At 35.3% G+C, this 15,040-nt stretch carries 15 protein-coding genes; 10 read left to right on the top strand and 5 right to left on the bottom strand.

Annotated elements, in window-relative coordinates:
* Positions 1–316 precede the first annotated feature (316 nt).
* The 6 genes from QZN33_RS03475 to QZN33_RS03450 all read left to right on the top strand — a co-directional run bounded on the left by QZN33_RS03475 (position 317) and on the right by QZN33_RS03450 (position 5,308).
* Positions 317–583, top strand: a complete 267-nt coding sequence (locus tag QZN33_RS03475; RefSeq protein ID WP_296789566.1) for a DUF6110 family protein — start codon at positions 317–319, stop codon at positions 581–583.
* 24 nt (positions 584–607) lie between these two features.
* Entirely contained in the window at positions 608–2,755 is a 2,148-nt protein-coding gene (locus QZN33_RS03470; protein WP_296789564.1) for a heavy metal translocating P-type ATPase, read from the top strand.
* A gap of 116 nt (positions 2,756–2,871) precedes the next feature.
* Positions 2,872–3,081, top strand: a complete 210-nt coding sequence (locus QZN33_RS03465) for a hypothetical protein (protein WP_296789562.1) — start codon at positions 2,872–2,874, stop codon at positions 3,079–3,081.
* A 375-nt stretch (positions 3,082–3,456) separates the two neighbouring features.
* The gene (locus QZN33_RS03460; RefSeq protein WP_296789561.1) at positions 3,457–3,684 is read left to right on the top strand and encodes a DUF4870 domain-containing protein; all 228 of its coding nucleotides are present in this window, start codon (positions 3,457–3,459) and stop codon (positions 3,682–3,684) included.
* Between the two features lie 113 nt (positions 3,685–3,797).
* Entirely contained in the window at positions 3,798–4,547 is a 750-nt protein-coding gene (locus QZN33_RS03455; protein ID WP_296789560.1) for an ABC transporter permease, read from the top strand.
* A gap of 8 nt (positions 4,548–4,555) precedes the next feature.
* On the top strand, positions 4,556–5,308 hold the full coding sequence (locus tag QZN33_RS03450) for an ABC transporter ATP-binding protein (RefSeq protein ID WP_296789559.1): 753 nt from the start codon (positions 4,556–4,558) through the stop codon (positions 5,306–5,308).
* Between the two features lie 33 nt (positions 5,309–5,341).
* Here the strand turns inward: QZN33_RS03450 and QZN33_RS03445 are convergent, their stop codons facing one another.
* The 4 genes from QZN33_RS03445 to proS form a co-directional block, all read right to left on the bottom strand.
* Positions 5,342–6,334 (bottom strand): tRNA-dihydrouridine synthase, encoded by a 993-nt coding sequence (locus QZN33_RS03445; protein WP_296789557.1) that lies wholly within the window; start codon positions 6,332–6,334, stop codon positions 5,342–5,344.
* Positions 6,335–6,405: 71 nt separating this feature from the next.
* The gene (thiD, locus tag QZN33_RS03440; RefSeq protein ID WP_296789556.1) at positions 6,406–7,140 is read right to left on the bottom strand and encodes a bifunctional hydroxymethylpyrimidine kinase/phosphomethylpyrimidine kinase; all 735 of its coding nucleotides are present in this window, start codon (positions 7,138–7,140) and stop codon (positions 6,406–6,408) included.
* Complete coding sequence (gene cofC / locus QZN33_RS03435) at positions 7,141–7,815, bottom strand: 2-phospho-L-lactate guanylyltransferase (protein ID WP_296789554.1); 675 nt, start codon at positions 7,813–7,815, stop codon at positions 7,141–7,143.
* Between the two features lie 7 nt (positions 7,816–7,822).
* A complete protein-coding gene (gene proS / locus QZN33_RS03430; RefSeq protein ID WP_296789553.1) occupies positions 7,823–9,226 on the bottom strand; it encodes a proline--tRNA ligase in 1,404 nt (467 codons plus the stop codon).
* Positions 9,227–9,369: 143 nt separating this feature from the next.
* Between proS and QZN33_RS03425 the strand changes: the two genes are divergently transcribed.
* The 4 genes from QZN33_RS03425 to QZN33_RS03410 are packed head-to-tail and all read left to right on the top strand — an operon-like array spanning position 9,370 to position 11,777.
* Positions 9,370–10,413: an NAD(P)-dependent glycerol-1-phosphate dehydrogenase gene (locus QZN33_RS03425; RefSeq protein ID WP_296789552.1), complete on the top strand. Its 1,044-nt coding sequence runs from the start codon at positions 9,370–9,372 to the stop codon at positions 10,411–10,413.
* Positions 10,413–10,853 (top strand): UPF0179 family protein, encoded by a 441-nt coding sequence (locus QZN33_RS03420; RefSeq protein WP_296789550.1) that lies wholly within the window; start codon positions 10,413–10,415, stop codon positions 10,851–10,853. Before QZN33_RS03425 ends, QZN33_RS03420 begins: the two co-directional genes overlap by 1 nt.
* The gene (rpiA, locus tag QZN33_RS03415) at positions 10,854–11,540 is read left to right on the top strand and encodes a ribose-5-phosphate isomerase RpiA (protein ID WP_296789548.1); all 687 of its coding nucleotides are present in this window, start codon (positions 10,854–10,856) and stop codon (positions 11,538–11,540) included.
* A 9-nt stretch (positions 11,541–11,549) separates the two neighbouring features.
* Complete coding sequence (locus tag QZN33_RS03410; protein WP_296789546.1) at positions 11,550–11,777, top strand: hypothetical protein; 228 nt, start codon at positions 11,550–11,552, stop codon at positions 11,775–11,777.
* Between the two features lie 48 nt (positions 11,778–11,825).
* Here QZN33_RS03410 and QZN33_RS03405 read toward each other — a convergent pair whose 3' ends face one another.
* A complete protein-coding gene (locus QZN33_RS03405) occupies positions 11,826–14,777 on the bottom strand; it encodes a right-handed parallel beta-helix repeat-containing protein (protein ID WP_296789545.1) in 2,952 nt (983 codons plus the stop codon).
* Positions 14,778–15,040: the final 263 nt, after the last annotated feature.

The following is a 15,040-nucleotide window of genomic DNA, read 5'->3' as shown; positions in this document are numbered from 1 at the left end:
AATTTTTTTTGGAAAAACTAAAAATTATTTTGTCTTACATAAATTATTTTTTAGTATAACCTAATAAAAATACTTTTATTAGCCTAAAACCAATTTATCAATCGAATTATTTATATATAATAATTTATTTAATTTATATTGTCAAATAACTCATGTAAAATAAATATAATTTTTAGGTTTGCATAAGTTTTGTCATCGGGTTCAAATCACTTTTATGCTGAGCGGAAGTTTTTGTACCGGTAATAAAATAATAAATTGATTTAATATTGGGGTCTAAAAGGCTTCAATTTTTTTTTAAAAAAAGGATGGTATAAAAATGGAACGTAATGAAATAATTGACAAATGTGTAGAACATAAACATGCTTTAATTTTTGCAGCAGGAGTTGCAACCGCTTTAATCGGTAAAAAAATACTCGAATCCAAAACAGTTAAAGATGCAGCTACCAAAGGTATGGCATCTGTAATGTCTGCTAAAAAGGATGCTGAAGAATGCTTCCAGGACATGAAAGAAAACGCTGAAGATATTGTTGATGATGCTCACGCTGAAGATAAAAAAGAAATCTACATTGAATCTAAAGATTAAATAAACTTATTCAAGGTTATTAAAATGAAATATCAAGTAATGCATGATAACGGGCCTCGTTTAAGAGTCCGTGCCGGCCAATGGGCTTTCACAAAAGAAGAAGGCTACGGGCTTGCCTCATTACTTTTGGATTATGATTTTATCCATGATGTTTTTACTTCTCATAGAAACGGTAGTATAACCATATATTATGATGGAAACCCTGAAAACAAGCAGAAAATTTTTGAAATTTTAAATAGCTTCACAATGGATGATCTTGTTGAAGGAGAACCTACACAAACTCAGGTTTCAAAGGAAATCACTGATGACTTCTATTTAAAATTGGCAAAGATGACCGCTCGCAGATTGCTTGGAAGATGGTTCCTGCCACTTCCTATTAAAAATGCACTGACAATTATCCGTGCTTCAAAATATATCTGGGAAGGTCTGGACAGCTTGACTGATTTCCGCATAGATGTGGCACTGCTTGACGGTGCGGCTGTTGCAGGGGCTCTATTGCAAAGACAATATCAGCCTGCAAGCTCAATGATGTTCTTATTGTCTATCTCCGACGCTTTAGAAGACTACACAGTACAGAAAGCTAAAAGTACTTTAAAAGACAGTTTAGCTTTAAATATTGATACAGTCTGGGTAGTCGGAGACGATGGTGAAGAAAAACAGGTTTCTGCAATGGAAATCAGAAAAGGAGATAAAATCAAAATCCACATGGGAGATGTAATTCCTGTGGATGGTAAAGTAGTTGACGGCGAGGCAATGGTTAACGAAGCCTCCATGACTGGAGAACCATTGGCGGTCCATAAAGCAGAAGGAAAAACAGTTCATGCCGGAACTGTTATCGAAGAAGGAAATATCATTGTTGAAGTTTACTCAATGAACAAGGAAACCAGATTAAACAAAATCATTGATCTGATTGAAAACTCAGAAGAGCTTAAGGCTGATACACAAAGTAAGGCTGAAAGGCTTGCTGATTCAATTGTTCCTTACAGTTTCCTTGCAACTGCACTGACATATCTGATTACAAGAGACGCATCAAAAGCGTTGTCTGTACTTATGGTTGATTTCTCATGTGCAATTAAGCTGACTACTCCTCTGTCAATCATCTCTGCAATGCGTGAAGCATCAGACAACAGAATGATGATTAAGGGAGGAAAATTCCTAGAAGCATATGCAAATGCAGATACAATAGTATTTGACAAGACCGGAACACTGACAAATGCAACTCCAAAAGTTGTTGAAGTTATTCCAATGTCAAGCAAATACAAACGCGATGATATTCTAAGAATGGCCGCATGTATCGAGGAGCACTTTGCACACAGTATCGCTACAGCTATTGTAAAACAGGCTGAAGAGGAAGGTCTCAAGCATGAGGAAGACCACAGTGAAGTTGAATACATTGTTGCTCATGGTATTGTAACAGAATATGACGGCAAACGTGCAGTAATAGGATCCAGACACTTCCTGTTTGATGATGAAAACGTAAAAGTCACCAAACGTCAGGAGAAAAAGATAGAAAAAGAAGTTGCTGAACATTCTGTAGTATATCTTGCAATCGACGGAAAACTTGAAGGATTAATCTGCATTGATGATCCTGTAAGGGAAGAGGCAAAATATGTCATTGAAGAGCTTAAGTCATTAGGCATTGAAAATGTCATAATGCTTACCGGTGACAGTGAAAGCGGTGCAAAAGCAGGAGCTAAAGCACTTGGAATCACAGAATATAGGTCACAGGTCCTTCCGGAAGACAAATCAAGAATTGTTGAAGAACTCAAAGCAGACGGTAAAACCGTAATCATGGTCGGAGACGGAATTAACGATTCACCTGCACTTGCAGCTGCGGATGTGTCTGTTTCAATGAAACATTCATCCGACATTGCACGTGAAGTTGCAGACATATCACTGCTGTCAGATGATTTATACGACCTTGTAACTTTAAGAAAACTCAGTACAGGAATGCTTGATAAAATCAACTCCAACTACCACAATATTGTAGCAGTAAACGGTTCTCTTTTAGTATTGGGGGTATTGGGTGTTATTCCACCGTCAACATCTTCAATGATACATAACTTATCCACAATGCTTTTCGGTGCGATGAGTACAAAATCTGTTTTAAATGACAGTGATTTTTCAAATGATATTGAAGTTGAAGCTATTGAAGTAGCTGATGCTTCATAATTTTTCTTTTTTTATTTATTTTTCAAAAAACATTCAGTTTTGCTTATTTTTAAAAAAGATTTATTAAGGATGTTAATCACATTTATAAATAATTAATTTATATGGGGGTAAAACACATGGTAAGTCCTATTGTCGCTGCAATATTATCATTTATTATTCCGGGTTTAGGTCAAATTCTTCTTGATGACAGTCAAAAAGGATTAAAGTTTATAGTTATATGGATTATTTTAGCAATTTTAGCTTTCTTTACCGCTGGAATATTAGCTATTCTTTCTTTAGCTTTCTCAATTTACGCTGCTTATGATGCTTATAAATTGGCACAGTAAGATTTTAGAATAATCTGTGATTCCAAAATTTATTTTCTTTTTTTTCTTTTTCTTTTTTGTTTGAGTCTATTTTTTCAATGCCGTCACGCTAAGAATTTTTTCTAATTTTTCTATACAAATACAAAACCAATATTAACAATCTCATCGGAAATATCAAAGAAGAAAGGCCAAGACTACTGTGAACGATCAAAAAGAGATAAAGCAGAACTGTGAAAGAAATACTTGAAATTTCTAAAAAAGACTTAGTTTATACAAAAATAAAAGCACCAACAAACAAAAAAAAGAGAAAAAATTGATGGCATTGCTGTAATTCATAAATTTTATAAGTTATTGTTTACATAATTTATTATAATCTATAAATATGGAGGTGAAACAGTGGATTCTAGAACAGTTCTTGCAATACTTGGTTATATTCTTGCAGTATTTTTCCCGATTATAGGTTTAATTTACGGTTTGGTATTGTACTTTGTTAAAGGTGATGATGAATATATCAAAAAACACGCAAAATATATAATCATCATTGCAGTAATTATGCTGATAATTGATATAATAATAGTAGCTACATTTGGACTCACATTTTTCTTCTTCGGAACAACAGCATAATTTTTTAATTTTTTTTCTTTTTTTCTTTTTTTTTGTTTGAGTCTATTTTTTTTAAAGTTTTTATAATATGATAACATAACTATTTATGTATAAAAATTTTATTAAGTGATTAAATGTTTGAAAATTATAAAAATAAATTCATTCCTTTAATTTTACCGGTAATTTTAATATTGTTCTGGTATCTAATCACCAACGGTTTGGGATTATTTTCAGCATATATCTTACCGGGTCCTTTGGATGTTTTAAATTCCGCATGGGTTGTTATTGAGAATGGAAAACTTTTGACAAATACTATTGATACATTATTTAAAGTATTTGCAGGTTTGATACTGGCTTCAATTGTGGCTATTCCTTTAGGTATTCTTCTTGGATGGTATAAGACTTTGGAGGATATTGCTACTTTTGTAATAAGTATATTAAGACCGATTCCTCCTGTTGCATGGATTCCATTTTCAATCTTGTGGTTTGGAATAGGTACAGTTCCTGCAGTATTTATTATATTCATGGGTTGTGTTTTCCCTATTTTGATATATACTCTTGATGGGGTTAAAAGAACCGACAAGGTTTTAGTAGAATCAGCTCAGACTTTAGGAGCTAATGATTGGAATGTCTTAAAACGTATTGTAGTGCCTTCAGCTGTTCCATACATCGTTTCCGGATTGAAAGTGGGTATTGGTATTGCTTTAATGTGTACAATCTCTGCAGAAATGATAGGTTCAAGCAGCGGATTAGGTTATATGATTTTAACAGCAACTAATTTATTCGATACAGGTACTACTGTAGTGGGTATGCTGGTTATTGGTTTAATCGGTTTAGTGTTTGACTTCGTATTTACTAAAGCACAAGACAGGATATTCTGGTAGGTGAAATCATGGCAATTGAAGTTAAAAATATTAACAAATCCTTTGAAGGTAAAAAGAAGGATGAATTATCTGTTTTGGAAAATATTAATTTAACTATTAATGACGGTGAACTGGTTTGTCTTTTAGGACCTTCAGGATGTGGAAAAACCACTCTCCTAAGACTGATTGCAGGTCTTGATCAGCCTACTTCCGGTGAAATAGTCGCTAACGGTGAAGTAGTTAAAAAACCGTCAGGTGACCGAGCGGTTATTTTCCAGCAATACTCTTTATTCCCATGGCTGACTGTTCTTCAGAATGTTACCTTCGGTCTGGAGATGACAACTAAAAATTCCAAGGAAGAAAATATTGCTGCTGCAGAAAGATATCTTAAAAGTGTCGGTTTAATTGACTTTAAAGATAGCTATCCTCATGAACTTTCAGGTGGTATGAAACAAAGGGTTGCAATTATTAGATCCTTGCTTAACCATTCACCTATCTTGCTTATGGATGAGCCGTTTTCTGCATTGGATATGCAAAATAGACATAAGTTACAGGAACAGCTGATTGGAGTTTGGAAAAGATTTGAAAATACAATCGTTTTTGTAACTCACGATGTGGATGAAGCGGTATATCTTGCAGATAAAATAGTGATTCTTGATAAAAATCCTGGCCGTATTGCTTATGTCGTTGACGTTGACATTGAAAGGCCAAGAAGAAGGGACTCTCCTGAATTTATAAAGCTTCAGGAATCCATTGTAAAAGATTTAAACATGGAAGAATAGTTTATAAACTAATTCTCCATAATTCTTTTTTTTTTAGTAATGATAACATGTGCTTGTTTTAGTTCTATAGCAGTTATTGCACTTGAGGCATCTTGATTTGCTTTCAGCATTAGTTTTCCAGTCTTTTAAAAAATCATTTTTTGCAACAAACGGCCTGTACATGGACATGAATTCTATATCTGTTCTGTTCAGTATGTCGTTCATGTGGTTCATGTCATCGAATCCGCCGCCGACAATAACCGGAACATCAACACTGTCAATAAGTTTTTTTGTGTAGTTGATAAGTTCATCTTCACCGGATAATTTTTTTGTGAAATATAATGGTGAAAGAGGCCTTGTTACCTGAATTGAATCGACACCTACCTTTTCAAGCAGTTTGCATGCTTCAAGACTTTCATGGGAATCAAATCCGTCTTTTCTCTCATCAAAAGTGTTTACCTTACATGAAATGTGCAAATCAAGATTGTCTTTCATCACTTTAACCAGTTCCAGAACAAGTCTCATTCTGTTGAAGACATTTCCTCCATAATTGTCATTTCTCTGGTTATAATAAGGGTTGATGAACTTGGATAAGTAGAAATTGTTTCCGATAGATAACTGTATACCGTCAAAACCTGCAACCTGAAGTTTTTGAGCAGCTTCAATTATGTCTGATTGTATTTTGCGGATATCATCCATTGTCAAATCATTTACTGCAATATCCAAATCATGTCCCCGGTTATATTTGATGAATTCGACCTGGCCCAGAATGGGTACGTCGTAGCTGTGTGTAATTTCAGCCAGTTTTCTTGCCATTGTCATGAAATTGAGATTGTTCATTTTAAATGAATGTTCGCTGAATTTGTCCTTAGGATATATTGAATATAACTCTGAAGTTATCAGTCCAACGCCGCTTGAAGCAATCTTTTCGTATCTTTCATATATTGCATCCAAATCGCATTGCTGGGACTCCCAAAGCCCGGTTCTAATGATGCGACTTTTGAGATTTAAATTCCCTAATTTGCATTTATCGAATATTGTTTTCATAAAGATAATATTGTAAAAAAGAGTATAAAAAGAAATAAGTAATTTCAAACTTACTTTGAGATTAATAATGGTTAAATTTTAGCAATCAGTGTTCCGTGGTTTCCATTTTTAATGCCTTCGTATACATAGTCAAGTGACTTTAAAATGGAGGTTTTCAAATCATTGTTCTGAGCCAGATACGCAGTAATTGCCGCTGAGAGGTTACATCCGGTACCGTGAAGGTTTTCGGTTTCAATCAGTTCCTGCTTTTTAAATGTAACTTCGCCGCTTATGCTGATAGTGTTAAGGCCGTCAAGATGTCCTCCGGTAATCAGGTTATCACATTTAATCAGTTTGGAAGCTTTCTCTGCACTTTCCTTTGAATCGATTTTCATACCTGTCAGTTTTTCGGCTTCGGCAATGTTTGGTGTTGTTAAAATGGAATTTGGAAGCAGATGTTTATTCAGAGATTTTGCAATATCTTCCTTTGTAAGGTCTCCGCCTGAAGTTGCAACCATAACCGGATCAACAACTGCTTTCAGGCCATATTCCTTAATTTTTCCAGAAACCAGTTTTATAATTTCCGGTGAATAGAGCATCCCTGTTTTGATAAATTCAACTTCATATGAATCCATTACTGCATCAATCTGCTCTTCAATGTATGCTTCACTGACAGGTAGTGTTGAAAAGAATTTGTATGGATTTTGAGCTGTTAAAGCAGTTACAATTCCAGTTCCATAAACTCCGATAGCCTGAAATGTCTTCAAATCTGCAAACACTCCTGCTCCTGCTGACGGGTCAACACCTGCAATGGACATTACGATCATCTAATCAGCTCTTGTAACGTCAAGTCTCTGTTCGCCACGGGAAGATTCAACTGAAACTTTAAGTTCTTTCAGGTATTGTCTGGTGTGGGTTTTCTCACCGTGAATCATTATTTCGCCCAAATCCTGGGATGTGTTAACGTCAAGGGCCATAAAGAATGAGTCATGAACCTGTGGATTCAGTTTTTTCTTTTCGGCGGCATTGACATGTTCCTTATAGCTGAAACCTTCATATCTTGTGCGTATCGCCATAGGTTTCATGATAATCATGTTTGTTCCACCGCCTTTGGACGGAACAATAATGAAATCAAGGTTTTTTGATGCATCAATAAGCATTTTCAGGTTTGTTTTTCCAATCAGTGGAATGTCTGAAGGAACAATAATTACTTTCCTGACCTTTCCCTTGCAGTACTTCATGGCCTGTGTTAAAGCCTTGTTCAGATTGGAGTTTTCATTTTCCAGCATCGGTTTAACATTTAAACTTTCAGCATAACTCAATACGTCTTCATCTCTGCTGATAATAATTATCTTATCCACATATTTTTTCAATGTATCTGTTACGTCATGAAGCATTGCTTTTAGAAGATTTTCCCTTTCTTCTTCAGATAAAAACGGGGAAAGTCTGGTTTTTGCATTTTTGAATGTGGTAACAGGTATTATTGCATAGATATTGTCCATATTATCACTAGTATGTTTTAGCTATTAAAGCAATGTATTTTGCATCCTTGCCGCTGGCTATGCATTTGCCCTCTGAAACTTCTTCCTGGATACCTAAAACATCATAACCAGTTTTCTCTTCAATTTCATGCCCTACTTCTTCTTCTCCGCACCAGTAGAATTTAACAACATTTCCCGCTTCAACAAGCTCTGGAACTTCTTCTAAGGTGTTTGCAAACTTGACATGTTCATCCTGGAAAGCCCATGCCTGTGCAGATAGGTTATCAGAGGACTGATTTAATAATTCAATAATTTTATCTGCCAGATTGTCATCCAGTGGAATTTCTGTTTTTTCTTCAGTGTCTCTTGCCATTGCAATTGTAATGTTGTTTTCAAGGTCTCTAGGTCCAAGTTCAAGTTTAATCGGAGTTCCTTTAAGCTCCCAGTCATTGAATTTTTTACCGGGTCTTATGTCTCTGTCATCAATATTGACTCTGATTCCTCTGGACTCTAGAGTTTCTTTAATTTCTGCACATTTTGCCAGGACTTCTTCTTTTCCTTTTTTGAATAAAATTGGAATTATGGTAACCTGATTCGGTGATACTTTCGGTGGTAATCTTAATCCCTTGTCATCTCCGTGAATTCCTATTACTGATGCAATGACTCTGTCGGATACTCCTGCGCAGGTCTGATAGACAAGTTTGTGTTCGCCGTCCTTGTCTTCAAAGGTAATGTCGAAAGTTTTTGCAAAAGTCTGACCTAAATTGTGTATTGTACCTATTTGAAGGGTTTTACCGTTAGGCATTATTACATCAAAGGCCATTGTGTAGTCAGAACCTGGAAATTTGTCCCATTCAGGTCTTTTGGAAATTAAGTACGGAATTTCCAGATCGTCAAAGAACTGTTTATACATTTCAATAAAGTCCTGGATTTGCTCATCTGATTCCTCTTTGGTTGCATGAGCTGTGTGTGCTTCTTTGAATGTAGTAATTTCCCTTACTCTGATTAAAGGTCTTGTGTGTTTGGTTTCGTATCTGAATGTATTTACAATCTGGTACATTTTGATTGGAAGGTCAATGTGAGTTCTAATCCATAATGAATACATCGGATAGATTGCAGTTTCACTGGTCGGTCTTAAGGCTAGTTGTTCATTCAGTTCCCTTTGACCGCCTTTTGTAACCCAGTATACTTCATCTTCAAATCCTTTTACATGAATTCCTTCTTTTGCAAGCTCACTTTCAGGAACAAGCATAGGAAACAGTACTTCATCATGATCTTCATCCAGTAATTTTTTTATTATATTCATTGAATGTTTTCTTATCTGAAAACCGTAAGGTCTCCAAACAGCCATTCCCTTGATAGGGTATCTTGAATCAGTTATATCCGCTTGTTCTAAAATATCATGAAACCATTCGTCAAAATTTTCCACCATATCACCTGATAATTTTTTATAATATTAAATTATCTGTTTTTAATAAGTATTATATTTTTTTAATCAATATCTCCTTGATAAGAAATCTATTTATAATTACTATTCACATATATAATATTGTATAATTAATTTTAGGAGATATTATGAGTAATAGGAAAATACAAATGCCGAGAGAAGTTTACATTGATCCGGGCATTATTAAGGATACTGCAGAAATCTGTAAATCTCTGCACTTGGATAAAAAGATTTTAATCGTTACAGGTTCCCATACATATGATGTAGGTGCAAAACCTGTAATTGAAAGCCTTGAGGTCGAAAATATTGATTATGATGTAATTAAAGTTAAAAATGCATCAGCCGAATCAATATCTGAAGTCGAAGAAATGATTACCTCTGACACTACTGTTTTAGGTATCGGCGGCGGAAAAGTAATTGACGTAGCTAAACTGTCTTCATTCAATCAGGGCGTGTATTTCGTATCCATGCCGACAACAGCTTCTCACGACGGTATTGTATCTCCTATGGCATCAATTAAAAATCCTAATACTTCAATATCTGTTGCGGCACACTCACCGATAGCTGTTATAGCAGACTCAGAACTTCTCGCACAATCTCCTTTCAGACTGCTTTCTGCAGGGTGTGCGGATTTAATATCTAATTTTACTGCAATAAAGGATTGGGAATTGGCACACAGGCTTAAAAACGAATCATTCAGTGAATCAGCTGCAGCATTGTCTATAATGTCAGCTCATCTGATTACTGATAATGTGGCTAATATAAAACCTAATCTCGAACCAAGTGCAAGAATTGTAATGAAATCACTGTTCAGCGGAGGAATGGCAATCAGCATCGCAGGCTCATCAAGACCTGCAAGCGGATCTGAACATCTCTTTTCCCATGCACTTGATAAAATTCTGGACAAACCTGCTTTGCATGGTGAACAATGCGGTATTGGAACAATAATGATGATGTATCTTCATGGAGGGGACTGGAAAGCTATCAGAGATTCTCTAAAAGCAGTACAGGCTCCAACAACTGCAAAAGAAGTTGGAATTTCTGACGAAGATATCATAGATGCATTGGTTATGGCTCATGAAATAAGGCCTGAAAGATATACAATTTTAGGAGATAACGGAATTTCAAAAGAAGCGGCATATGAACTTGCACAAAAAACAGGGGTGATTTAATGATTACATTAATAGGTAAAAAATTAGCAAAGGAAGGTCAGGAATTTGTTTTTTTAGGTCCTGCTGATGAATGTGAAGAATGTAGATTTAAATCTTCCTGCATTGGAAGTCTGGAGGAAAACAGGAAATATGTAATTACTGAAGTTCGTGACAATGAGCAGAAATGCCCTATTCACGGTGACGGGATTGTTGTTCCTGTTGAGGTTGACAGAGCCAAAATTGACCTGCTTACAACTTCCAAAAGTATCTTTGAAGGTTCCACATTTACATTCAACGCTCCTGATTGTGATGAAGAGGATTGTGAGTTTAGGGATTTGTGTTTCCCTGAAGGTTTAGTGGAAAATGACAAATGCATTGTTTTAAACCATGAAGGAAAACATAATAATGAATGCAAAAAAGGTTATAAGCTTAACAAATTGACTTTGGGGTTTGTGGTATAGATGAAAAATGCGAGTAGTAATGATTCTAGTAAAAAGAATGCAGGTTACAAAGCTGCTGAATATGTAAAGGATGGAATGGTTTTAGGACTTGGAACAGGTTCAACAACACATTATTTCATTGAAAAAGTGGGAATGAGAATAAAAGATGAGGGAATTAATGTAATGGGAATTCCAACATCATTTCAGTCCTTGTTGATAGCTAAACAGTGGAATATCCCAATAACCACTCTTGAAGAGCATGATATTGACCTGTCCGTTGACGGTGCCGATGAAGTTGACGCTGACTTTAATTTAATCAAAGGTGGTGGAGCGGCACATACAAAAGAAAAAATCGTGGACTATGCTGCAAAGGAGTTCATTGTCATTGTTGATGAGTCAAAATGCGTTGAGGCATTAGGAGACTTTCCGGTTCCTGTAGAAGTCCTGCCTGATGCGTCCCGTATGGTAATTCAGACCCTTGAAGATATGGGTGCTGTTTGTGAAATAAGGATGGCTCAAAGAAAAGACGGTCCTGTAATAACCGATAACGGCAATTTTGTAATCGATGCAAAATTCGATGAAATAGAATCTCCGTCACATCTTGAAATCGATTTGAATTCAATTCCTGGTGTTGTGGAAAATGGAATATTTTCACAGATGGTTGACAAGGTTATTGTAGGAACACCTGAAGGCACAAAAGAATTGTGAGGTGATTAGATGCCTTTTTCACCCAATGGTGGACTTCCAATTTATGATTTAAAGGAACTGCTTTTAAAAGTAGCTATTTTATTCGGAGTTCTGATTGTTATTTATGCTGTGTTCTGGCTTTTGACAGAGCTCGGACTCATTCCAAGGATAATATTTGCTGTAGTTCCTCAGATTGTATTGCTGGTAATTGGAATATTTATAATTTTTTATGCATATTCAAAATTGAAAATGCGCTAATATTTAATTTTTAAAAAAAGAAAATTTAAAAGAGATTTTTCAATCTCTTTATCTTTTTACAGTAATTTTAACTTTTTTAGTAACTGCATTGTAGTAAGTGTTTTTAACGGTTTTAACAGTAGCAGTGAAAGTACCTCTTTTTGTTAATTTGGTAATTTTCAATGTAGCCTGTCCTTTGCTGTTTGTTTTAGCAGAGTAGGTTTTACCGTTTACTTTAATAGTAACTTTAACATTTTTAAGAACTTTGTTCTTGTTGGTTTTTAAAGTTACAACATATTTTTTGGTTTTAACGCTTGCTTTAAATGATTTAGCTTTAGCAGTTAATTTTGGAGTTGCTTTTTTAACTGTGACAGTAACTTTTGCAGTTGATCCTTTGAGATTGTCTTCACCCGCAAATTTAACTGTTGCAGTGTATGATGTTTTAGGAGCTAAATTAGCTAATGCTAATGTTACCTGACCTTTAGCATTTGTAGTTCTTGTGTAGGTTTTACCGTTGATGGTAATAGTTACGGTTTTATTAGCTAAAACGGTTCCGTTATCATCTTTTAATGTAGCAACTAAGTTTTTAGCAACATTGTATGTTTTGGTAACTTTTGCTGCGGTAATTGCAGTTGCATTTCTTACAACATTAATTGTTGTGATTGCATTCGAACTTGTTAAATAGCTTTTTGCATTGTAGATAAATGTTGCTGTGTTTTCACCGTCTTTTGCAGTGATTTCAAAGGATGCAACACCGTTTGCATCTGTTTTAGCAGTGTAATTTGCACCATTTAATGATAGGATAACCTCTTCGTTGTATAATGGCCTATCTGAACCGTCTGTTAATGTTACTTTAACAGTTCCTTTTGTGGAAGTCATGTTTATGTCTTCAGCAGCAAGTTTGGTAGTTGTATTGGTACTGTAAAGACCAACAGCATTGTCTGCACTTTGGTATTTGGAATCTGCAAATGCGATGAATTCCCTGAATGTTGGTGGGAATGGGTAGTACATTGATGAAGCAGGATATTTGTTTTCTCCAATGGTTACATTGTAGTATCCTCCACCAAGCAGGAAGTGTAGTCTTCCTGTGCCGATGGTGTTGTTGAAGATAGCTTCATTTCCAGATCCGTAAGCGGTAATTGCACTGATTTTGTAGTTGCTGATTGTGTTTTCGTAAACACTGTGGCCTTTGGAGTGCATAAGATAGATTCCTTCTTTAGCGCCGCTGATGGTGTTGTTCAAGACAACTACGTTAGGTCCGGTTCCGTGTCTTACGTCAATACCGTGGTTAAAAGCATTTGTAATTGTATTGCTCATGATTGTTGTATTTCTTGAACCGAAGTTCATGATTCCGGTAGTGTAGACGTCATGGATATTGTTGTTTGCTACAAGGCCGTCAGGTGAACTTCTTAAAAAAATACCCCATGATGCGCCGGTAATATCTAAATTGACTGCAGAGAATTTTTTGCTTTGTTCAATATGTAATCCGACGGTTTTATATTCTTCGGTACTTGTGGTTGCTTTGGTTGTGTCATATCCAGGATACTGTGCAACGATATTTAAGTCGCTGATTACTGCACCGGTTGTGTTTACAACATACAATACTGCATATTCTCCGATTGCATATCCTCCATCAGCAGTTGAGTTTCTGATTTTTGCAGGTACATTAGAAGCGTTGATGTTGTTGTATCCGATTAAAGTAGCATTGTTACCGATAATTTTGATGTTTTTATCAGCATAAATTGAAATGTCATTGTATACTGCATTTGCTTCAAAGGATAAGGTGTCTCCGTCAGCCATTGAATCGATAATGCTTTGGATTTCACTTGCGGTCATTCCACTTGCAGCTGTGTATGTAGTTCCTGTTGGATTTACAATTGCCGCATAATCAGGGTTTACTTTAACTGGAACTGCAATTTCAGCATCTGAAGTGTAAGGAACATCTGTTGAAGAACTGTCGGTATATGTTCCTACAATACTTGCTGCACTCTGATGGGTGCTGTCCGCCTGAGCTACATAGTAAACGAATGTAGGTGGGAAAGGTAAATTGTCTAAAGCGTAGGTGTTTTCTTCAATGTTGATGTCATAGTATCCTCCACCAAGCAAAATTCCGATTCTGGATTTTTTCATGGTGTTGTTTGAAATAGTAATTTGACCTGATCCGTAACATGTGATAGAGCTTGTAGTACAGTTGATTATTGTATTTCCAGTTGCAGTGTGGCCTTTGGAATGCATTAAATAAATTCCTTCTTTGGATGCAATAACTGTATTGTTTATAATTTGAACATTAGGTCCGGTACCGTGTCTTGCATCGATTCCGTGGTTTTTAGCGTTGATTACTTTGTTGTTTGCAATAAGTGTTTTTGCAGATCCGAAGTTAATTATACCAATTGCTTCCTGGTTTTGAACTGTGTTGCCGGTTATGCTTCCGTCAGCACATGAGTTTAAATAAATTCCCCAGTATCCGCCTGTTACTACTGATTTTTCAATTGTCAAGTTTTTAGCTTGGGTAGCGTAAACTGCTGCCTGGCCGTATGCAGCATTCTGGCCGACTATGGTCAGTCCGCTGATTGCAACATTGGTGGTATTCATAATATATAATGTCGCATAATTTCCTATTCCGTATCCTCCTGCCTGTGTAGGTGTGATAACTTTATCTGGAGTAGTATTTTCGTTAGGATTTTCATATCCGATTAATGTTGCGCCATTTCCGTTGATTGTAATACTTTTGTCTACATATATACAAATGTCGTTATATGTTCCTTCTTCGAAGTTTAAAGTATCTCCATCGCTCATATTGTTGATAGTATTTTGAATAGTTGCACTATCTGAATTTGCTTTAATGTCGTAGCTTGAAGATAACTTTGAATCTTCTGTACTTTGAATTATGTCAGAGTTTTCAGTTAATCCTAATTCATCATTTATAGCAATATCAGATGTATCTTCTGCAAATGCTACAGATGAACCTAGAACAATAGCGAAAACTAATAATGTAGTAATAAACAAACCCTTTTTGTTCATATAATCATCTTTTTTCAAATTATTCTAAATTGCTTATTGACTTTTTATCGATAAGCAATCAATTATAGTTTGTATTTTTTATTATTTAAACTATTTTTATATAACATTGTTAATGTAGTTTAGAATATATTATAACAATAGATTATACTTTATAGATAATTTAATAAACTTTATATGTGTTAAATGTAAATATAATAAATATTAATCAATAATAAATTTAATTCACTTCATAATTTTAAATTTTATTTTTGATTAAATAGTAA

This window comes from uncultured Methanobrevibacter sp., from assembly GCF_900314615.1.
Lineage (GTDB): Archaea > Methanobacteriota > Methanobacteria > Methanobacteriales > Methanobacteriaceae > Methanocatella.
Note: the sequence above shows the minus strand (reverse complement) of the source record. Positions and strands in the feature narration are given on the sequence as shown.

Coding starts and splice junctions, on each gene's coding strand:
- QZN33_RS03475 (WP_296789566.1), top strand. CDS start 317: ATGGAACGTAATGAAATAATTGACAAATGTGTAGAACATAAACATGCT.
- QZN33_RS03470 (WP_296789564.1), top strand. CDS start 608: ATGAAATATCAAGTAATGCATGATAACGGGCCTCGTTTAAGAGTCCGT.
- QZN33_RS03465 (WP_296789562.1), top strand. CDS start 2,872: ATGGTAAGTCCTATTGTCGCTGCAATATTATCATTTATTATTCCGGGT.
- QZN33_RS03455 (WP_296789560.1), top strand. CDS start 3,798: ATGTTTGAAAATTATAAAAATAAATTCATTCCTTTAATTTTACCGGTA.
- QZN33_RS03450 (WP_296789559.1), top strand. CDS start 4,556: ATGGCAATTGAAGTTAAAAATATTAACAAATCCTTTGAAGGTAAAAAG.
- QZN33_RS03445 (WP_296789557.1), bottom strand. CDS start 6,334: ATGAAAACAATATTCGATAAATGCAAATTAGGGAATTTAAATCTCAAA.
- thiD (WP_296789556.1), bottom strand. CDS start 7,140: ATGATCGTAATGTCCATTGCAGGTGTTGACCCGTCAGCAGGAGCAGGA.
- cofC (WP_296789554.1), bottom strand. CDS start 7,815: ATGGACAATATCTATGCAATAATACCTGTTACCACATTCAAAAATGCA.
- proS (WP_296789553.1), bottom strand. CDS start 9,226: ATGGTGGAAAATTTTGACGAATGGTTTCATGATATTTTAGAACAAGCG.
- QZN33_RS03425 (WP_296789552.1), top strand. CDS start 9,370: ATGAGTAATAGGAAAATACAAATGCCGAGAGAAGTTTACATTGATCCG.
- QZN33_RS03420 (WP_296789550.1), top strand. CDS start 10,413: ATGATTACATTAATAGGTAAAAAATTAGCAAAGGAAGGTCAGGAATTT.
- rpiA (WP_296789548.1), top strand. CDS start 10,854: ATGAAAAATGCGAGTAGTAATGATTCTAGTAAAAAGAATGCAGGTTAC.
- QZN33_RS03410 (WP_296789546.1), top strand. CDS start 11,550: ATGCCTTTTTCACCCAATGGTGGACTTCCAATTTATGATTTAAAGGAA.
- QZN33_RS03405 (WP_296789545.1), bottom strand. CDS start 14,777: ATGAACAAAAAGGGTTTGTTTATTACTACATTATTAGTTTTCGCTATT.